This is a genomic window from Promicromonospora sp. NPDC090134, assembly GCF_044746965.1.
In the GTDB taxonomy this organism is placed as follows: Bacteria; Actinomycetota; Actinomycetes; order Actinomycetales; family Cellulomonadaceae; genus Promicromonospora.
Map to the genome: position 1 here is coordinate 162,245 of NZ_JBIVCZ010000004.1, position 15,234 is coordinate 177,478.

Genomic DNA, 15,234 nt, shown 5'->3' on the forward strand with positions numbered 1-15,234 from the left:
CTGGGTGCTTGCGGGATCGGGCCACCTGATCCCGCAAGCACCCAGCACTCAACGGTTTGTGCGGCGGTCAGGCCTGCGGGCCGTGGCCAGGGCGGCGGGCCGCGTACAGGCGGTTGCCCTCCGGTCCCGTCCACTCCAGGCGGACGACGCCGGCGGCCGCCGCGTCGCCCACCCGCGACGGGTCGGCCCAGTAGCCGGCGGCCGGGTTGCGGAAGAACGTCGCCCAGGGCTGGCCGTGGTGGTCGAGGAAGAAGTTGTTGTGCCCCGCGCCCACCCCCGCCGTCCAGCGCTCCGAGTACGGGCCCTCGAACCGGTCGGCGACGGCGACGACGGCGTCGTACTGGTACTGCACCCGACCGGGCGCGGCCGTGTCGTAGGCGTTCCGCGTGGTGCCGTCGGTGTTGGTCGAGGCGCGGTCCCACGCGGCGTGCACCAGGAAGTACTTGCCCCCGTGCTTGAACACGTACGCGCCCTCCAGGTACGGCTCGGGCGTGTACGGCGTCTGCTGGAACAGCGGCAGGTCCGTCGTCGGGACGATGTCCTCCATGTCGTCCCGGAACGGCGCGTACAGGTGGTTGTGCAGCACCAGCCAGGCGGCGTCGTCCTCGGTGTAGATGCTGCCGTCGATGTGGTGGTATGCCCCGGGCGCGATGAACGACGGCCCGCCGACGAACGAGTCGCCGAAGGGCTTGTCGGCGTTGCCCTCGGCCAGGCGGTACGGGCCCTCGGGGCCGCCCTCGCTGATCAGCAGGAACGAGCCGACCTTCGTGGAGTGGTCACCCATGCAGGCCACGATGTACCAGGTACCGCGGAAGTAGTGCACCTCCGGCGCCCAGGCGTTGCCGCGCTTGCCGAACTGGCCATGGTCGTCCCAGTACTCCTGCCACGGGGCGACGACGGTGCGGCCGGGCCGGTTCTCGCCCACGAACTCGGGCGACCAGACCTTGCCCTTCTCGGCGCCCTTCTCGGCGCCCGGCTCGGCGTCGGACCGGATCGCCGTCGTGTCGGCGAGCCGCCACGGCCCGCGCAGCGAGGGAGCCAGCCACAGGAAGATGCCGTCGTTCCAGGGACCGGCGGCCGGGAGCCCCGGGACCCGCGTGGTCCCCGTGGCGACATAGAGGGGCTTGCCGTCGACGACGAAGCAGTTCACATAGGTGTCCCGGATCCAGACCCGGCCGAGCTCCCGGTCCCGCGGGCGCAGCTCGAGGGGGAGGACGAAGGAGTTGTCGTTGCGCGGCCACAGGTCCGTGCGGGTGTCCGCGAGACCATAGGGCTCGGGGTCGGGCCAGTTCGCGGGGTAGCGGCCGCGTGCCGCCGCGGCCGACGCGGCAGGCAGGGCGAGCCCCGCCACGAGGGAGCCGGCGACCCCGGCGGCACCCGCCAGGAGCGCCCGCCGGTCGACGGGAAAACCGTTCGCTGGACCTGTCATGGGCACGACCTCCGTTCCAGGCGCGGCGACGTCGCCGCGCGTCCGACGCGACGCTAACCGGCGAAATTCCGCCGCTCAAGACGCGACAGAAAGGTCCGGCCACGGGCCGGCTGGGGACCCAGCCGGCCCCCACCAGCACAACAACACGCTGTTCGAAGGGGGTGGTGGTGCGGCTCGGGACGACTCAGTGCGGCCACGGGGCGGTACCGCCGTCGACGCCGAGGGTCATGCCGGTGACGTAGCTCGCGCGGTCGCTGAGGAGCCATGCGGCCGCTTCGGCGATCTCGTCGGGTCTGCCTGGGCGGCCGAGGGCGGCGAGAGAGCTGAGATGCTCGACGATGCCCGGGTCGCGCTCCTGCCAGGCGACCATCATCTCGGTCATCGTGGCGCCGGGTGCGATGGCGTTGACGCGGACACCGTCGCGGCCGTATTCGGCGGCGGCGGCGCGGCTCATGGCGACGACCGCGGCCTTCGTCGCCCCGTACACGCTCTGCCCGGCAGCGCCGAAGGTGCCGCCGATGCTGCCGACGTTGACGATCGAGCCGCCAGGCGCGCCCTCCGTGGTCATGGCCTGCAGCTCGGCGCGCATGGCCAGCCACACGCCCTTGAAGTTGGTCTCGAGGACGGCGTCGAAGGTCTCGTCGGTGACCTCGGCGAGGCGGCCGCCGCCCTGGGTGCGACCGGCATTGTTCAGGGCGCCGTCGAGGTGCCCCCACCTCTCGACCGCGGCAGCGACCGCTCGGTGTGCCTCGCCGGCGTCGGTGGTGTCGGCCTGAACGGCCAGGACGTTGCCTCCACCGCTCTCGATGTTCTCGGCGACCCGCTCGAGCTCAGGCTTGCGGCGGCCTGTGATGACGACGTTCGCACCTTCGCGGGCGAACAGGTGCGCGGCGGACTCGCCGATGCCGGCCGAAGCGCCGGTGATGAGGATGGTCTTGCCTGTGAGCAGGTCGGTCATGGTGTTGGTCCCTAGCGAGGGTCGGGTGATTGATCCGAGACGAGCGCGTGGATGAGCGCGTCACGGACGACGGCGGACGTCGCGTCGTTGTCGTCGTTGTCAGGGTTCGCGGCGACGGCGTGGGCGACACCGCGGAGGGCTGCGCGAAGCGCGTTCGTCGCCAGCGCCGCGGTGACCCCTGCCCGGAGGGCACCTGCCTGCTCGAGCTCGTCGAAACCGGCGCGCAGCAGCGCACCGCTTCGTTCGACCTGGCTCGGCGGCGGGCCCGATGTCGGGTACATCGCCGTGTAGAGACCTGGGTAGGCGTGCGCGAATGCGATGTGCGCGTCCCATCCTGCGGCGACGCGGGCGGACGGGTCCGCGTCGTCCACCGGTGCAGCGGTGTCCTTGCGCTGGAAGTACTCCTCGAACGCCGTATCGACGACCGCGCGGATCAGTCCCGACCGGTCGCCGAAGTGGTGGTACAGCGACGGGGCCTGCACGCCTGCTGCCGCGCAGACCGCACGCGTGGAGACCGCGTCGACACCGTCACGTGTGGCGATCTCGAAAGCGGCGGCGAGCAGACGCTGGCGGGCGTCACCGAGCGCGTTCTGTAGCACCGCTACAATGTAGCACCGCTATAGACCCAGAACGGCCGCAGGCGGCGCACCGTCCATCCGCCGCTCCGGCGGCCCACTGGGCCCGGTCCAGGCCCAGTGGGCTGGACCCGTCAGACCGTCTTGATGGTTCCCCCGTCGACCACGAGGTCGGAACCGGTGATCCATTGGGCGTGCGGGCTCAGGAAGAAGGCGACGGCTTCGGCGACCTCGTGGGCTTCGCCCACGCGGTCGAGCGTGACGCCCATTTTCGCGGGCACGCCCTCATCAAGGGTGCGGTCCCGGGTGATGCCGGACGCGGTGGCCACGGCGCTCAGGCTCGAGGTGCGGACAGGTCCGGGCGACACCGCGTTGACCCGGACACCACGCCGGGCGAACTCTTCCGACAGGCTCGTGGTGAGGTTGGTCAGCGCGGCCTTGTACGCGGAGTAGTCGACGACATTGGGAAACGGCAACCGGGCGTTGATCGACGAGACGTTGACGATCGCACCGCCCTGCTCGAGAAGGGCCGGCAGCAGTGCGCGGGTCAGCCGTACGGCCGAGAGGACGTTGACGGCGAAGCTCTCCCGCCACTGCTCGTCGGTGATGTCCAGGAACGAGGCACGGTGGTCGAACCGCCCGACGTTGTTGACCACGGCGTCGACGCGGCCGCGTTCGAGCGCGGCCATGGCGAGCGCCTCAACCCCCTGCCCGGTGCCGAGGTCGGCCCGCACCACGGTCAGGTCGTCGCTCTTCTCGGGCACGGCCGAGCGGGACCCCGTGACGACGGAATAGCCGGCACCGCGCAGGCGCTCGACAACCGCCGCACCGATGCCCGCGGTCCCACCGCTGACGACCGCCACCTTGTTGCTCATCATTGGCCTCCTCGTTGGGGAGCGATCGCTCCCGTATGTTGACGCACCCTAGTACGGGAGCGGTCGCTACACAATCGAGGTATGCTTGGGCCATGGCACGACCCCGGGAGTTCGACGAGCAGGACGTGGTCGCGCGGGCCTCCGAGCTGTTCCACCGGCGCGGCTACCACGCCACCTCCACGCGCGATCTCGGCGCGGCCCTCGCACTCAACCCGAGCAGCCTGTACCGGACCTTCGGCGACAAGCACGAGCTGTTCCTGCGTGCACTGGACCTCTACCAGGAGCGCGAGACGGCACGCAACGCGGACGCACTGGCCGAGGAGCGGCCGGTGCTCGCGACGCTGCGCGACTGGCTGTGGTCGATGGTCGGGGCACCGGACGAGCCCGGCTGCTTCATGGTCAACACCGCCACCGAGCTGGGCGATGGCGACCCGGAGACCGCCCGGCGCGTCAACGCCGCCTTCGACGGCACGACCGGTGTGATCGCAACCCTGCTGCGTCGCGGGATCACCACCGGCGAGCTGCCCGCGGACCTCGACGTCGAGGCGACGGCGGACCTGTTGTTCACCGTCCTGACCGGACTGCGGGTGCGGCAGCGCGCGGGCCAGGATCCCCAGCGGCTGCGCGCGGCGATCGACCAGGCACTACGCCGGCTCGACCACTGACGCGCGGCGTAGTCGTGGACGCGAAGCGAGAGGCACACCATCACCGTCTCGGTCGCCGCCGGTCGAACACCCGTGACCGTCGAGGACTGGGACCGAACCCGGCCGTTCCTACTCCTGCACGGTGGCGGCGGCGCGCGCACCATGATCGGCTTCGCTGACCTTCTCGCCGAACGCACGCACTCACGCGTGCTGCTGCACCCTGCTCGAGCGGCTCAGGGACCTCGACCTGCCTGTGCACGTCGTGTGGGGCGAGAGCGACGGCATCGTCGACCCCGACTACGGCCGCGCCTACGCCGCGGCCATCCCGGGATCGTCGTTCACGGTGTTGCCCGGCACCGGGCACCTCCCACAGCTCGAGATCCCTCAAGATCTCTTCGACGCGATCCGGGAGCTCGGACGAGGTACACCGCGCGCATGAGCTCAAGTGGCCGTCGGCCACATCTCCCCCGCCCAGAGGCGGGAAGCGGCCTTGCCGTACTGCCGTCGGGACGCCGTCTGCCCTGGGCACGACCTCCGTTCCGGGCGCGACGTCGCCGCGCGTCCGGCGCGACGCTAACCAGCGAGATTCCGCCGCTCAAGACGCGACAGAAAGATCCTGGGAGGGTCCTGGGAGGGTCCGGGACACGGGGTGCGGGGCCGGGCGCCCACGGAGGGGCGGGCGGCGCGAACCGCCTATGCCACCCGGTCCCGCACGACCCAGTCCGCGAGGGCCGACAGCGGGACCAGCAGCTCGCGGCCCCGTTCGGTGAGGTCGTACTCGACCCCGGGCGGAACCGTGGGGAAGACGGTTCGGGTGACCAGTCCGTCGTCCTCGAGCGCCCGGAGGGTACGGGTCAGCATCCGCTGGCTGATCCCGTCGACGCGCCGGTGGAGCTCGTTGAAGCGGTGCGCGCGTTCGGCGAGCAGCATCAGCACGAGCAGCGTCCACTTGTCGCCCAGCATCCGCACCGTGTGCGTGACGGGGCACGCCTCGTAGTCCGCTGTCGGGACCCGTCCCGGCAGCTGGCCGCGGTCGGCGGCGGCAACCATGTGGGCGTCGGGGTGGGGGACACCGGTGTTCCCATCTGACATGAAAGTGCCTTCTTCCGAGACGTCCGTGGTGCCGTGAGGATCGATGACGTCACCGTATCCAACGGTCACGTCGGGGCAGCTCGACGGCGAGACGACGAGGAGACAAGAATGAGCACTCCCCCACCCTGCTGGTCCTGGGCGCCGGACCCGGCCTCGGCATGTCGGTGGCCCGGCGGTTCGGCAAGGAGGGGTACCAGGTCGGCCTGGTCTCCCGCAGTGCCGACCGGCACCCCGGTTACCTGGACGACCTCCGCTCGGCCGGGGTCCGCGCCGTCGCCGTCGCCGCGGACGTGCGCCGCCCCGGTGACCTGCGGCGCGCGGTCGGCGAGGTCGAGGCCGAGCTCGGACCCGTCGACGTCGTCTATCACGGGCCAGGCGCCGACAACCCGGCGGCCGCCCCGATCGGCATCCTCGAGACGCGCGCCGACGACGTCCGCGCCGCCGCCGCCCAGGTCGTGGACCCCGCCGTCGAGCTCGCCGGACTGGTGCTGCCGGGCATGCGCGAGCGCGGCAGCGGAGCGATCGTCTACGTGTCGGGACTCAGCGCCGTCGTCCCGCTGCCGTTCCTCGGGCCGTTCGCGCCGGCCTCGGCCGCGCTGCGCACCTACGCCCTGACCCTCGCCGCGGCCGCTGGGCCCGACGGCGTCCACGTGGGCTCGCTCGTGGTGGGCGGGCTCATCGAGCGCGGCGACATCCACCGGATGCTGACAGCGGGCCGGGCGACCACGAACGTCAGCGCAGCGGATGCGCCGGAAGCAACACCCGAACCGGTGCTCGACCCCGACGACCTCGCCGACGCGGTCTGGCGCATCGCCACGGGCGCCGAACGCGAGGTCGTCTTCAACGCGCTCACCCCGAACGCGGTCTGACCGGCGATGCCCTGGCTCGTCCCGACCTCGCCTCTCGAACGCGCGAGGAAGGGCAGAGCCAGGGCATCGCCGGGCCATCGGCTATGCCGCCGTCGCGGGTGGCATGGCGGACGAGTCGTCGGGGTCGGCAGCCTCGCTCGGTACGGGAATCGGGTCGATGGGTTCGGGCAGGCGGAGGCGGTGACCACGGGCGTCGGTGAAGGCCCACCCGGTCTCCAGCAGCGCCCCGGCCCCGGTGGGCGCGGCAGGTTTACCGGCCCAGTGCATCGTGATGCCCCGGGTATCGACGAGCTGGTGGTGGTACCAGCACAACAACGCACTGTTGCCCACCGACGTCCCACCACCATCAGCCCAGTGCGTCACCGCATGATGAACCTCGCACCGCGACGGCGGCTGATCGCAGCCCGGGAACACACAATGCCCATCGCGCGCGATCACCGCACGACGCATCTGCCCCGACACCGTCCGCTGCGCCCGCCCCACATCCAGTACCGCACCATCCGGGCCGAACACCACCCGCGTCACCGCGCTGTCACACGCCAACCTGCGCAACAACCCCGACGGCACCCGACCACCTGACTCCGTGAACACCGCACCACCCACGGACAGCAACCCGGACACCGAAGGCGCACCGGGCACGGTGACCCGCCCCGGTGTCGCCGCGCTGCCCGGTGTTCTCGTGCTGCCCGGTGTCGTCGTGCTGCCCGGTGTCGTCGCGCTGCCCGGTGTCGTCGCGCTGCCCGGTGTCGTCGCGCTGCCCGGTGTCGTCGGTCCTGTGCCGCGCGGGACCGGGAGTGAGGGCTTGCTGCCCCGACCTGGCTGCGCCTGTCCGCAGGTCAGGCACAACCCGTCCCGGGTACGGGTGACCTGCGCGGTCAGCTCCGACCACGACACCGTCACGTTCAGATGCGGCGGGATCGCAGCACCGGGCGAAACGACATTCGCGTCCAGGGTCAGGCGTGCCAGATCCGCCAGTCCCTGCGCCCGACGCTGCGCCGGGGACCGATCATCCTCAGCGGCCGGGGCACCGATCAACGCCGTGATCGCCGTCGAGACCAGTAGACCGTGCTCGTCAGTGAGAAACCCCGCCACGTGAAAGCCGCCCAGGGTCTTGGACACGTCCAGGAACTCACCCCGGGCGGCCATGTCGTCCTCCACGTCATCGGTGTCCGGATCGGTCACCGTGGCGAACCGGCGCGCCACCACCCGGAACTGATCCGCGTTCAACACTCCCGCCTCCCGCAACACCAGACCCTCACCCGTGACCAGGGTCCCCTCGGAGATCGCGGTCTCCAGCACCTCGGTGATCTGGTCACGGGTGCGGGTACCGTCCGGGTCGTCCGCCGGGTCGGGCAGATCGATCGGCACCGTCTGGACGAACAGTTCTGGTGTGGTCGGCTCACCCGTGCGGGTATCGACCAGCCACGCCAACGCGTCCTCACGACTCTGACTCGTCGGGGCCACCTCGCACATCACGCGGGCATGATCCGCGCCCAGGGTGCCGGCGACCAGACGCTCACGGGTCACCGGCAACGCCTGCGCCAGGCGGCGGGCGGCGGTGACGTCCTTCCGAGCCGTCGACGCCGACACGCCTTCGCGCAGGCGCAGCCAGGACGTGAACGTCCGGGACATGCCACCACTACGCCACGAACCCTCGTCCTCGATCCGGGGCAGCACCGTGAACCGCACACCATCCAACCGTCCGGTCACCTTGCGGACCCGGGTGTGGGCCCGCATCAGCCTGGCGATCGACGGAGCGCCCCAACCATCGAGCACCTCCGACGCCACCAGGGCCGCCAGCTCCCCCACCGCGGCCTCGATCCGGTCCAGCACACCCTCCAACGAGGCCACGCCTGCCGGGCCAGCAGCAGGAGCACCAGCTGGTTGCACGCCCTCAGTTCCTCGCCCGTTCGTGGACTCCACCGGTGCCACCCCCTGCCCTCGCCGTTCGCCTGACACCATTGTCTCGAACATTCATACGCACTGCGAGGCGCATTTGAAATCCGTGGATAACTCTTCCCGAGGCAGATCAAGGCCTACTGTTGCTCAAGGGGCACGCCTCAGGGGCCTCGCGCACACCTCGACAGAGAGGATCGGGACATGGCGGGATCGCACCATGGCAGGGAGCCGGCAACCATCGCCGCGACCGAGGACTCCGTGCCGCCCGCCTCAGATCCCGGCCGTCGCGCTCCCCCGCAGGATCGACGTCATCTTCTTGCCACGGGCCAGCTCGTCGACCAGCTTGTCCATGTACCGGATCTGCTGCATCAGCGGGTCCTCGATGTCCTCGACGCGGTACCCGCAGATGACGCCCTTGATCAGGGACACGTTCGGGTTCATCGCGGGGGCCTGCGCGAAGAAGGTCTCCAGGTCGACGTCGCTGTCGAGGACACGGCGCAGCCCGGCGTCGTCGTAGCCCGTGAGCCAGGTGATGACCTGGTCCAGCTCGGCAGTGGCGTGCCCCTTTCGCTCCACCTTCTGCACGTACAGCGGGTAGATGCTGGCGAAGCTCATCGCGAAGATCCGGTGTCCGGCCATTCCTCGACCCTAACCGAGCCCTCCGACACCCCGAGCACCTAGCCGAGCTCGATGACGATGCCCGTCAGGTCGTGCAGCACACTGGCCGCCCCGGCCGAGACCGCCTCGCGCGCCCGGCCGGGCGTGACTGCGGCCGGGTGGGCGTCGTCGTTGCCCAGCCCCGTTCCCCGGAACTCAGCGCCCGGCCAGACGACAGCGGTCACGTTGTGGGTCGGCTCCGGGAGCTGCGCGCCGACCACCAGGAAGTCGGTCTCCAGGTACTGCGCGGTGATCAAGGAGAAGACGTCCACCACGCCGTCGCCGACGCCGACCACGAGGTCCGGCGCGGCCGTCACGGCCTCGTCGATGCGCTGCTCGACCTCGTCGTCGCTCCGCGCCTCCAGCACGGTCAGGTCCGCCCCGTGGTCTGCGGCGTAGCGCTCGACGGCGTCCGTGAGGGTCGCCGTCGCGTCGTCGTCGCCACGGGCGATAACGACGATCGTGTACCCGGCGGGGACGGCGACGTCGTCCCACGTGCCCGGCGTGGGGCGGACCGTCGCCTCCGGCGCCGGCTCGTGGCTGGACCCGACGAACCGCGCGGCGAAACCGGTCAGGGGCGGCGGACTGGCGACGCCGTCCGACGTCGAGCCGGGCGCGACGGCGCCGCACGCGGCGAGGGTGAGCGCGACGGCGGCCGCGGCCAGACTCGCGGTGAGTCCCACTGCCGGCCGCATCACGGTGCGACCGCCCCGGACCTCGGCGCCTCTGATTCCTCAGGGGCTGCCTGGTCAGAGCCCGTCGACTCCTCGGCCTCGCCCGCCGCGCCCTCGCCCGCCGCGCCCTCCACCGCCGTGCCCTCCACCGCCGTGCCCTCCGCCGACGTGCCCTCCGCCGACGTGCCCTCCGCCGACGTGCCCTCCGACGCCGCGCGTTCCGCGAGCGCCTTCGCGACGGCGGCCTGCACGCGGGCGTCCTCGCGCTGCCCGCGGGTCCGGCGGCGGCGCACGATCACGACGACGGCTCCGACCAGCAGCACGATGACGGCGAGCAGCGGCCAGGGCACGGCCAAGCCGGACGCGTGGGCCTCGACCGGGGCCACGCCGGGGGTCGCGCCGGCTACGTCGGGAAGCTGGGCGACGAGCACGATGTCGGCGCCGAGCCAGAACAGCGGGGCCACGCCGTCGACCGGCACGGACACGGGCCAGGACTCGCCCGGCAGCAGCTCGGGCACGTCGGCGGCCGCGCCCTGCGCGCCGAGCCAGCCGAACGGGCCGGCGACGCCGACGTCCTGCTGCGCGGCCAGGCGGACGTTGCCGTCGTTGCGGACGGTGTAGGTGACGGTCGCGTCGCCCGGTCCGAAGGGGTTGAGGGTCTGGTGGTACCCGACGTGCGCGTCGGTGACCGTCAGGCTCGGCGCGAGGTCGCCGGCGACCCGCAGGTACACGCGGATCCCGGACCGGGTCTCGTAGTCGAGCCCCGCCTCCTGCGCGGTGACGGTGCGCGACGTGAGGATCGCGCCGGCGTAGTCGCCGGGAGTCGCGTCGTCGGGCACGTCGAGCGTGAAGGGGACGTCGGCGCTCTCGCCGGGCGCGAGGCGCACCTGGTCGACGGCGGGGTCGAGCCAGGACCCGACGTGCACGGAGCCGGTGTCCCCCGTGTCGGTGTCCCCCGTGTGAGTGTCCCCCGTGTCAGTGTCCTCAGCGCCGGTGTCCCGCGTCAGCACGTCGAGCTGCCCCGCCGTCGTCGTGTAGCCGTCGGCAGCGTAGATGTCGAGCTTGAGCGGGGTCTCGCCGTGGTTGGTGACGACGAGCTCGTCGGACACCTTGGCGCCCGGGTCCACCGTGTAGCGGAAGTTCTCCCGCTCGGCCCCGTGGTCGTTGGTCGCGGTGCGCACGCCCCAGGTGACGTCGTCGGTGGGCGCGGTCGCCGGCGCAGCGGCAGCCGGCCCGGCGAGCGCCGTCCCGAGGGTGACGGCCAGGGCCGCGAGCCCCACAGGCAGGGCCGCGAGCCCCGTGGACAGGGCCGCGAACGCGGCCGAGGAGCGAGCGGCGACACGGCGCGTGGTCGCGCGGGCGGCGGGCACGGGCATGGAGCTTCCTTCGATGGTGCGGTTCAGACAAGGTTCGGGACGGATCGACCGGGTCACCGGGCGGGCGACGCTCCTCGTGAGAGCGCCGCCCGCCCGGCGCGGGGCGGCACTGCGCAGGTCAGCCCACGCAGGTCAGCTCGAACAGGTCAGCCCGCGCAGGTCAGCCCCGCTTCGGTCAGCTCAGCGCGGTGAGCGTGAGCGTGGCCCGGTAGGTCCCGTCGGTGACGTCGACGGGGATCTTCAGGTCGAGGTCGGCGCCGAAGTGCGCCGAACCCGTGGTGTGCCCGGCCGCGGCGCGGCCGAGGGCCGCCGACTCCGACAGGCCAGGTCCACCGCCGAACCCGGTCGCGATCTGCGCACCGGCGACGGAGCCGCCACCCGCCTCGATCACGTCGGGGGTCCAGCCGAGGTACTTGCCGGAGAACGACTGGTCACCGGAGGTGAAGTCGCCCACCTGGGCCGAGAGCGACCACTGCGGGCCGCCGCGGCGCGTGTCGGTCACCCGGATCGGGTTGATCGAACCCTCGGCGGCGTAGTGGTCGCCTGCGGCCTCGGCGGTGCCGAGGTCGACCAGCGTGTTGGCGCCGTCGATGCTCCAGACGAACTCGCCCGGGGCGCCCTGCGGCACCACGACCTGCAGCTTCTGGGTGTTCGGGTCGACCGGCCTGGCGATGGTCACCTGGTCCACGACCGAGTTCACGGGGCGGTCGGCGTCCTTGGCCTCGGAGCGGATGGTGCGCACCGAGATGGCGTCGTCGGACACCTCCACGGCCGTGTAGTTGCGCACGTTCTCCTGGTTGAAGGCCGAGAGCCACCACGAGCCGGCCGCGTTCGCCGAGTAGTACTTCGAGCCGGACGCCGAGTTGGCCGTCACGTACAGCACGCCGCCGGGACCCGGGGTGAGCACGTCGGCGCCCGCCTCCTCGGCGGGGTCGGCCTTCTCGCCGTTGCGGATCAGGTACGAGCGGGCGTAGCTGTGGTCGTGGCCCTGGAGCACCAGGTCGATGCCGAGCTCGGAGAAGAGCGTGGGCCACGTGTTGCGGCGGTCGATCACGTCGCTGTCGGTCGCGTGCGGGCCCACCGAGTAGATCGAGTGGTGGAACGACACGACCCTCCACTTCGCCTCGTCGCCGTGCTCCGCGACGACGTCGCGCACGAACCGCTCGTGCGACGCGTAGTCGCGGCTGTTGGAGTTGAGGTTGAGGAAGAGCACGTCGTTGTAGACGAACCAGTAGTCGCCGCCCGAGCTCGTGCCGGATCCGGGGCCGGCCGTCTCGTCGAGGTTCGGCGTGTTGAAGTGCTGGCGGTACGCCTTGTTGCCGACGTCGTGGTTGCCGTTGTTCGCCACGAACGGGATCTGGCGCAGGTGGTCGGTCGACAGGAAGGCCTCGTACTGCGCCTCGCTGCTCGCCGACTCCACCTGGTCACCGGCCGAGAAGAGCATCTCGGCGTCCGGGTAGGCGGCCGTGGCGACGTCGAGCGTGTCGACCCAGCCCTCGGTGTCGCGCGGCACGTTGCCGGACGAGCCGAGCTGCGGGTCGCCGAAGAACAGGAAGTCGAAGTCGCCGTCGAAGTCCCGCGTGCGGAACGTGGAGACCGCCGACCAGGCGCCCTCGGCACCGACCCGGTACGAGTACGCGGTGTTCTCCTGCAGCCCCGTGAACGTCGCGTGGCGGTAGAACTCGCCGCTCGACGACGGACCGCCCGTGGCCGCCACGCTGATCGCGTCGTCCGGGAACACGTCGCCCACGACCTCGCCCGCGGGCGCGATCTGGGCCACCTGCTCGGTGTCCTGGTCCGAGTACCAGGCCAGGTTGCGCTCGGCCTGGGTCGCGCCGATGCCGAGCACGAGGTCGGTCACCGTGGTGGTCGGCTCCTCCTCGGGCACCTCGACGGGGACCAGCGACCTGAGGTCGAGGTACGCGTCGGAGCTGCTCGCCCGGTCGTTGTAGAGGCCGATCGCCAGCGTGTTCACGCCGGCCTGGAGCACGTCGGCCGGGACGCTGAACTGCTGGTTCACGGGGTCACCGGCGCTGGCGCCGGCGTAGGTGAGGTTCTTCTGCGCGTCGGGGACGGCCTCGACGCGCTCGTCGACGAAGCCGGCCACCTTGGTGCCGTTGACGAAGATCTGCACCGCGTCGTCGAACGTCACGTCGCCGCGCAGCGACGCGATCTGAGCGAGCTGGTCCGCCGTGACGTCGAACGTGGTCCGCAGGTGGTAGGTCGGGATCGCGACCTTGGTCGCCGCAGCCGGGTCCACGTAGTGGTCGAGCACCGTGGTCACGGGGAAGCCGGAGCCGAGGTCCGGCGTCGCCGAGCCGTTCTTCGCGCCGAACGGCCCGGCGGCGCGCTGCCAGCCCGCGTCGTCGAACCCGGCGTAGGTCCAGGTGAGCCGGTCGCTGCTGCCCGCGGCCGGGTCGGTGTTGTCGTCCGAGTACGCCCAGGTGGTCGTGCCGCCCAGGAACGTCGAGGGCAGGTCGGCTGCACCCGCCGACGTCGCGGCGTAGGTCAGGCCGCCGGCGACGACGGAGACGAGCCCCACCGCCGCGACGGCTGAACGACCCCAGCCGCGCACGGACGCGGCCGGGCGATGGTCATTCGCTTGCATGAGTCCTCCAGTGAAGGGAGCGCCGAGCGGCGCCGAGCCGACACTTGCCCCGGGAGACGAATCGGTGCCGACGCCGGGATGAGCGACAGATGAACATGCGGCGCGACGGCGGGTGATCTTTCGGCCCCGGCCGCGAAGTCCCTTGTCAGCCCAGCCCGAACAGCCGCTGACCGAACCAGAACAGCCCGACGACCGTCACCCCGGCCGCGACCACGACGCCCGTCCACAGCGCGGTGCGCGGCGCCCGGCGGCGCAGCAGGATCAGCAGCGGGAAGACGACGGCGATGATCCCGAGCTGCACCACCTCGATGCCCACGTTGAACACCAGGAGCGACCACAGCAACGTCCACGAGAACGGCTCGTCGATGCCGAGCGCACCCGCGAACCCGAGGCCGTGGACCAGGCCGAAGGCGAAGACGACGGCGAGCCGGAACCAGTCGGCCCGGTCCAGCCCAGCCCAGCCCTGTCCAGCCCTGTCGAGCCCGAGCCGTCCGGCCCGAGCCGGCTCCAGCACGCCCTCATGCCCCAGGGCGCCCGCGTGCGACGGCGATCCCCGCCCGCGCCACATCCCCCACACGTGCCAGGCCGCCACCACCGCGATCGACAGCGCGATGACCGGCTCGACCACGGCCGCCGGCGCGCTGACCACGCCGAGCGCGGCCAGCAGGAACGTCACCGAGTGCGCCAGCGTGAACGACGTCGCGGCGAGCACCACGTCCCGCAGGCGGCGCGAGCCGACGATCAGCGCGAGCAGGAACAGGAGGTGGTCCGGGCCGAGCAGCAGGTGCTCCGCGCCCAGCACGAAGAAATGGCCCATGCGCTCGTACCAGTGCTCGACCGTCGAGAAGGACGGCGTGTGCTGCGTGAGCGCCGCGCTGCCGGCGGCGCCGTCGAGCTCGTAGTCGAGGATGGTCGTGGTGCCGGTGACGTAGCCCTCGTCGTCGGCGAAGAGGGTGCTGCGCACCTCGTGGTCGACGGGCTTCCCTGTCTCCGCCGGCGCCCCGCACGCGTGGTCCAGCACCAGCACGGCGTACGGCACGCCCTCGCGGTCGGTGATCTCGAAGCCGCCGACCTGCGCCGGGGCGCACGCCGCGCCGTCGGCCGTCACCTGGAAGCGGTCGGTGACGTAGCCGAGCACGGTGTCGGCGTGGGCGGCGAGCGCCGTCGGCTCCTCGCCCGTCTCCCAGAGGGCCATCCCCTCGTCGAAAAAAGCTCGGTCGTCCTGGTACTCGGCGGCGGAGACGACGAGCAGGTCGTACTCCAGGGCGAGCTCGGTGCGCACGACGCCCGGTTCGGGGGTCGAGGCGTCGGCGTAGACGGTGGAGGTGAAGCCGTGCGCGCCCGCCGAGGGGGCGAGCGCGGGCAGAAGGAGGAACGCGAGCAGCGCGGAGGCTGCCGCGACAGTCGGAGAGCGACGCACGGGCCGCACCCTCCACCACCGGGATGAACGGCCCGCGAACGACCGGCCAACAGGACCGGCCAACAGGACCGGCCAGCAGGACCAGCCGAACAGGACCAGCCGAACAGGACCAGCCGAACAAGACCGACGAGCCGGGACCGGCAGCCCGGTCCCGGCTC

The 15,234-nt window shown here is 71.8% G+C and carries 14 protein-coding genes; 3 read left to right on the forward strand and 11 right to left on the reverse strand.

The features are described from left to right. Positions 1-67: 67 nt before the first annotated feature. From ACIPN7_RS13070 to ACIPN7_RS13085, 4 genes are all read right to left on the reverse strand, one after another. Complete coding sequence (locus ACIPN7_RS13070; RefSeq protein WP_400542397.1) at positions 68-1,429, reverse strand: family 43 glycosylhydrolase; 1,362 nt, start codon at positions 1,427-1,429, stop codon at positions 68-70. 184 nt (positions 1,430-1,613) lie between these two features. Then, entirely contained in the window at positions 1,614-2,387 is a 774-nt protein-coding gene (locus ACIPN7_RS13075) for an SDR family NAD(P)-dependent oxidoreductase (protein ID WP_400542400.1), read from the reverse strand. An 11-nt stretch (positions 2,388-2,398) separates the two neighbouring features. Further along, positions 2,399-2,986 (reverse strand): TetR/AcrR family transcriptional regulator, encoded by a 588-nt coding sequence (locus ACIPN7_RS13080; RefSeq protein WP_400542403.1) that lies wholly within the window; start codon positions 2,984-2,986, stop codon positions 2,399-2,401. A gap of 110 nt (positions 2,987-3,096) precedes the next feature. Beyond that, positions 3,097-3,837 carry an SDR family oxidoreductase gene (locus tag ACIPN7_RS13085; protein ID WP_400542406.1) on the reverse strand — a complete coding sequence of 247 codons (741 nt, stop codon included), beginning with the start codon at positions 3,835-3,837 and terminating at the stop codon, positions 3,097-3,099. Positions 3,838-3,929: 92 nt separating this feature from the next. Here ACIPN7_RS13085 and ACIPN7_RS13090 point away from each other — a divergent pair, with 92 nt between their 5' ends. Next, positions 3,930-4,502 (forward strand): TetR/AcrR family transcriptional regulator, encoded by a 573-nt coding sequence (locus ACIPN7_RS13090; RefSeq protein ID WP_400542409.1) that lies wholly within the window; start codon positions 3,930-3,932, stop codon positions 4,500-4,502. A 199-nt stretch (positions 4,503-4,701) separates the two neighbouring features. Further along, the gene (locus ACIPN7_RS13095; protein ID WP_400543246.1) at positions 4,702-4,920 is read left to right on the forward strand and encodes an alpha/beta fold hydrolase; all 219 of its coding nucleotides are present in this window, start codon (positions 4,702-4,704) and stop codon (positions 4,918-4,920) included. A gap of 254 nt (positions 4,921-5,174) precedes the next feature. Here the strand turns inward: ACIPN7_RS13095 and ACIPN7_RS13100 are convergent, their stop codons facing one another. Next, positions 5,175-5,573 carry a winged helix-turn-helix transcriptional regulator gene (locus ACIPN7_RS13100; protein WP_400542412.1) on the reverse strand — a complete coding sequence of 133 codons (399 nt, stop codon included), beginning with the start codon at positions 5,571-5,573 and terminating at the stop codon, positions 5,175-5,177. Between the two features lie 134 nt (positions 5,574-5,707). Here ACIPN7_RS13100 and ACIPN7_RS13105 point away from each other — a divergent pair, with 134 nt between their 5' ends. Further along, positions 5,708-6,442 carry an SDR family NAD(P)-dependent oxidoreductase gene (locus ACIPN7_RS13105; RefSeq protein ID WP_400543249.1) on the forward strand — a complete coding sequence of 245 codons (735 nt, stop codon included), beginning with the start codon at positions 5,708-5,710 and terminating at the stop codon, positions 6,440-6,442. A gap of 81 nt (positions 6,443-6,523) precedes the next feature. On the opposite strand, the gene ACIPN7_RS13110 is transcribed toward ACIPN7_RS13105, so the two are convergent. The 6 genes from ACIPN7_RS13110 to ACIPN7_RS13135 form a co-directional block, all read right to left on the reverse strand. Continuing rightward, positions 6,524-8,275 carry a DUF222 domain-containing protein gene (locus ACIPN7_RS13110; RefSeq protein ID WP_400542414.1) on the reverse strand — a complete coding sequence of 584 codons (1,752 nt, stop codon included), beginning with the start codon at positions 8,273-8,275 and terminating at the stop codon, positions 6,524-6,526. A 336-nt stretch (positions 8,276-8,611) separates the two neighbouring features. Then, on the reverse strand, positions 8,612-8,980 hold the full coding sequence (locus ACIPN7_RS13115) for a DUF2200 domain-containing protein (RefSeq protein ID WP_400542417.1): 369 nt from the start codon (positions 8,978-8,980) through the stop codon (positions 8,612-8,614). Between the two features lie 38 nt (positions 8,981-9,018). Further along, positions 9,019-9,681, reverse strand: coding sequence for a BMP family ABC transporter substrate-binding protein (locus ACIPN7_RS13120; protein ID WP_400542420.1), 663 nt, complete (start codon positions 9,679-9,681; stop codon positions 9,019-9,021). Between the two features lie 11 nt (positions 9,682-9,692). Next, a complete protein-coding gene (locus ACIPN7_RS13125; protein ID WP_400542423.1) occupies positions 9,693-11,048 on the reverse strand; it encodes a WxL protein peptidoglycan domain-containing protein in 1,356 nt (451 codons plus the stop codon). A gap of 175 nt (positions 11,049-11,223) precedes the next feature. Then, positions 11,224-13,656 (reverse strand): fibronectin type III domain-containing protein, encoded by a 2,433-nt coding sequence (locus ACIPN7_RS13130; protein WP_400542426.1) that lies wholly within the window; start codon positions 13,654-13,656, stop codon positions 11,224-11,226. Between the two features lie 145 nt (positions 13,657-13,801). Continuing rightward, positions 13,802-15,076: a HupE/UreJ family protein gene (locus ACIPN7_RS13135; protein ID WP_400542429.1), complete on the reverse strand. Its 1,275-nt coding sequence runs from the start codon at positions 15,074-15,076 to the stop codon at positions 13,802-13,804. Between the last annotated feature and the right edge of the window lie 158 nt (positions 15,077-15,234).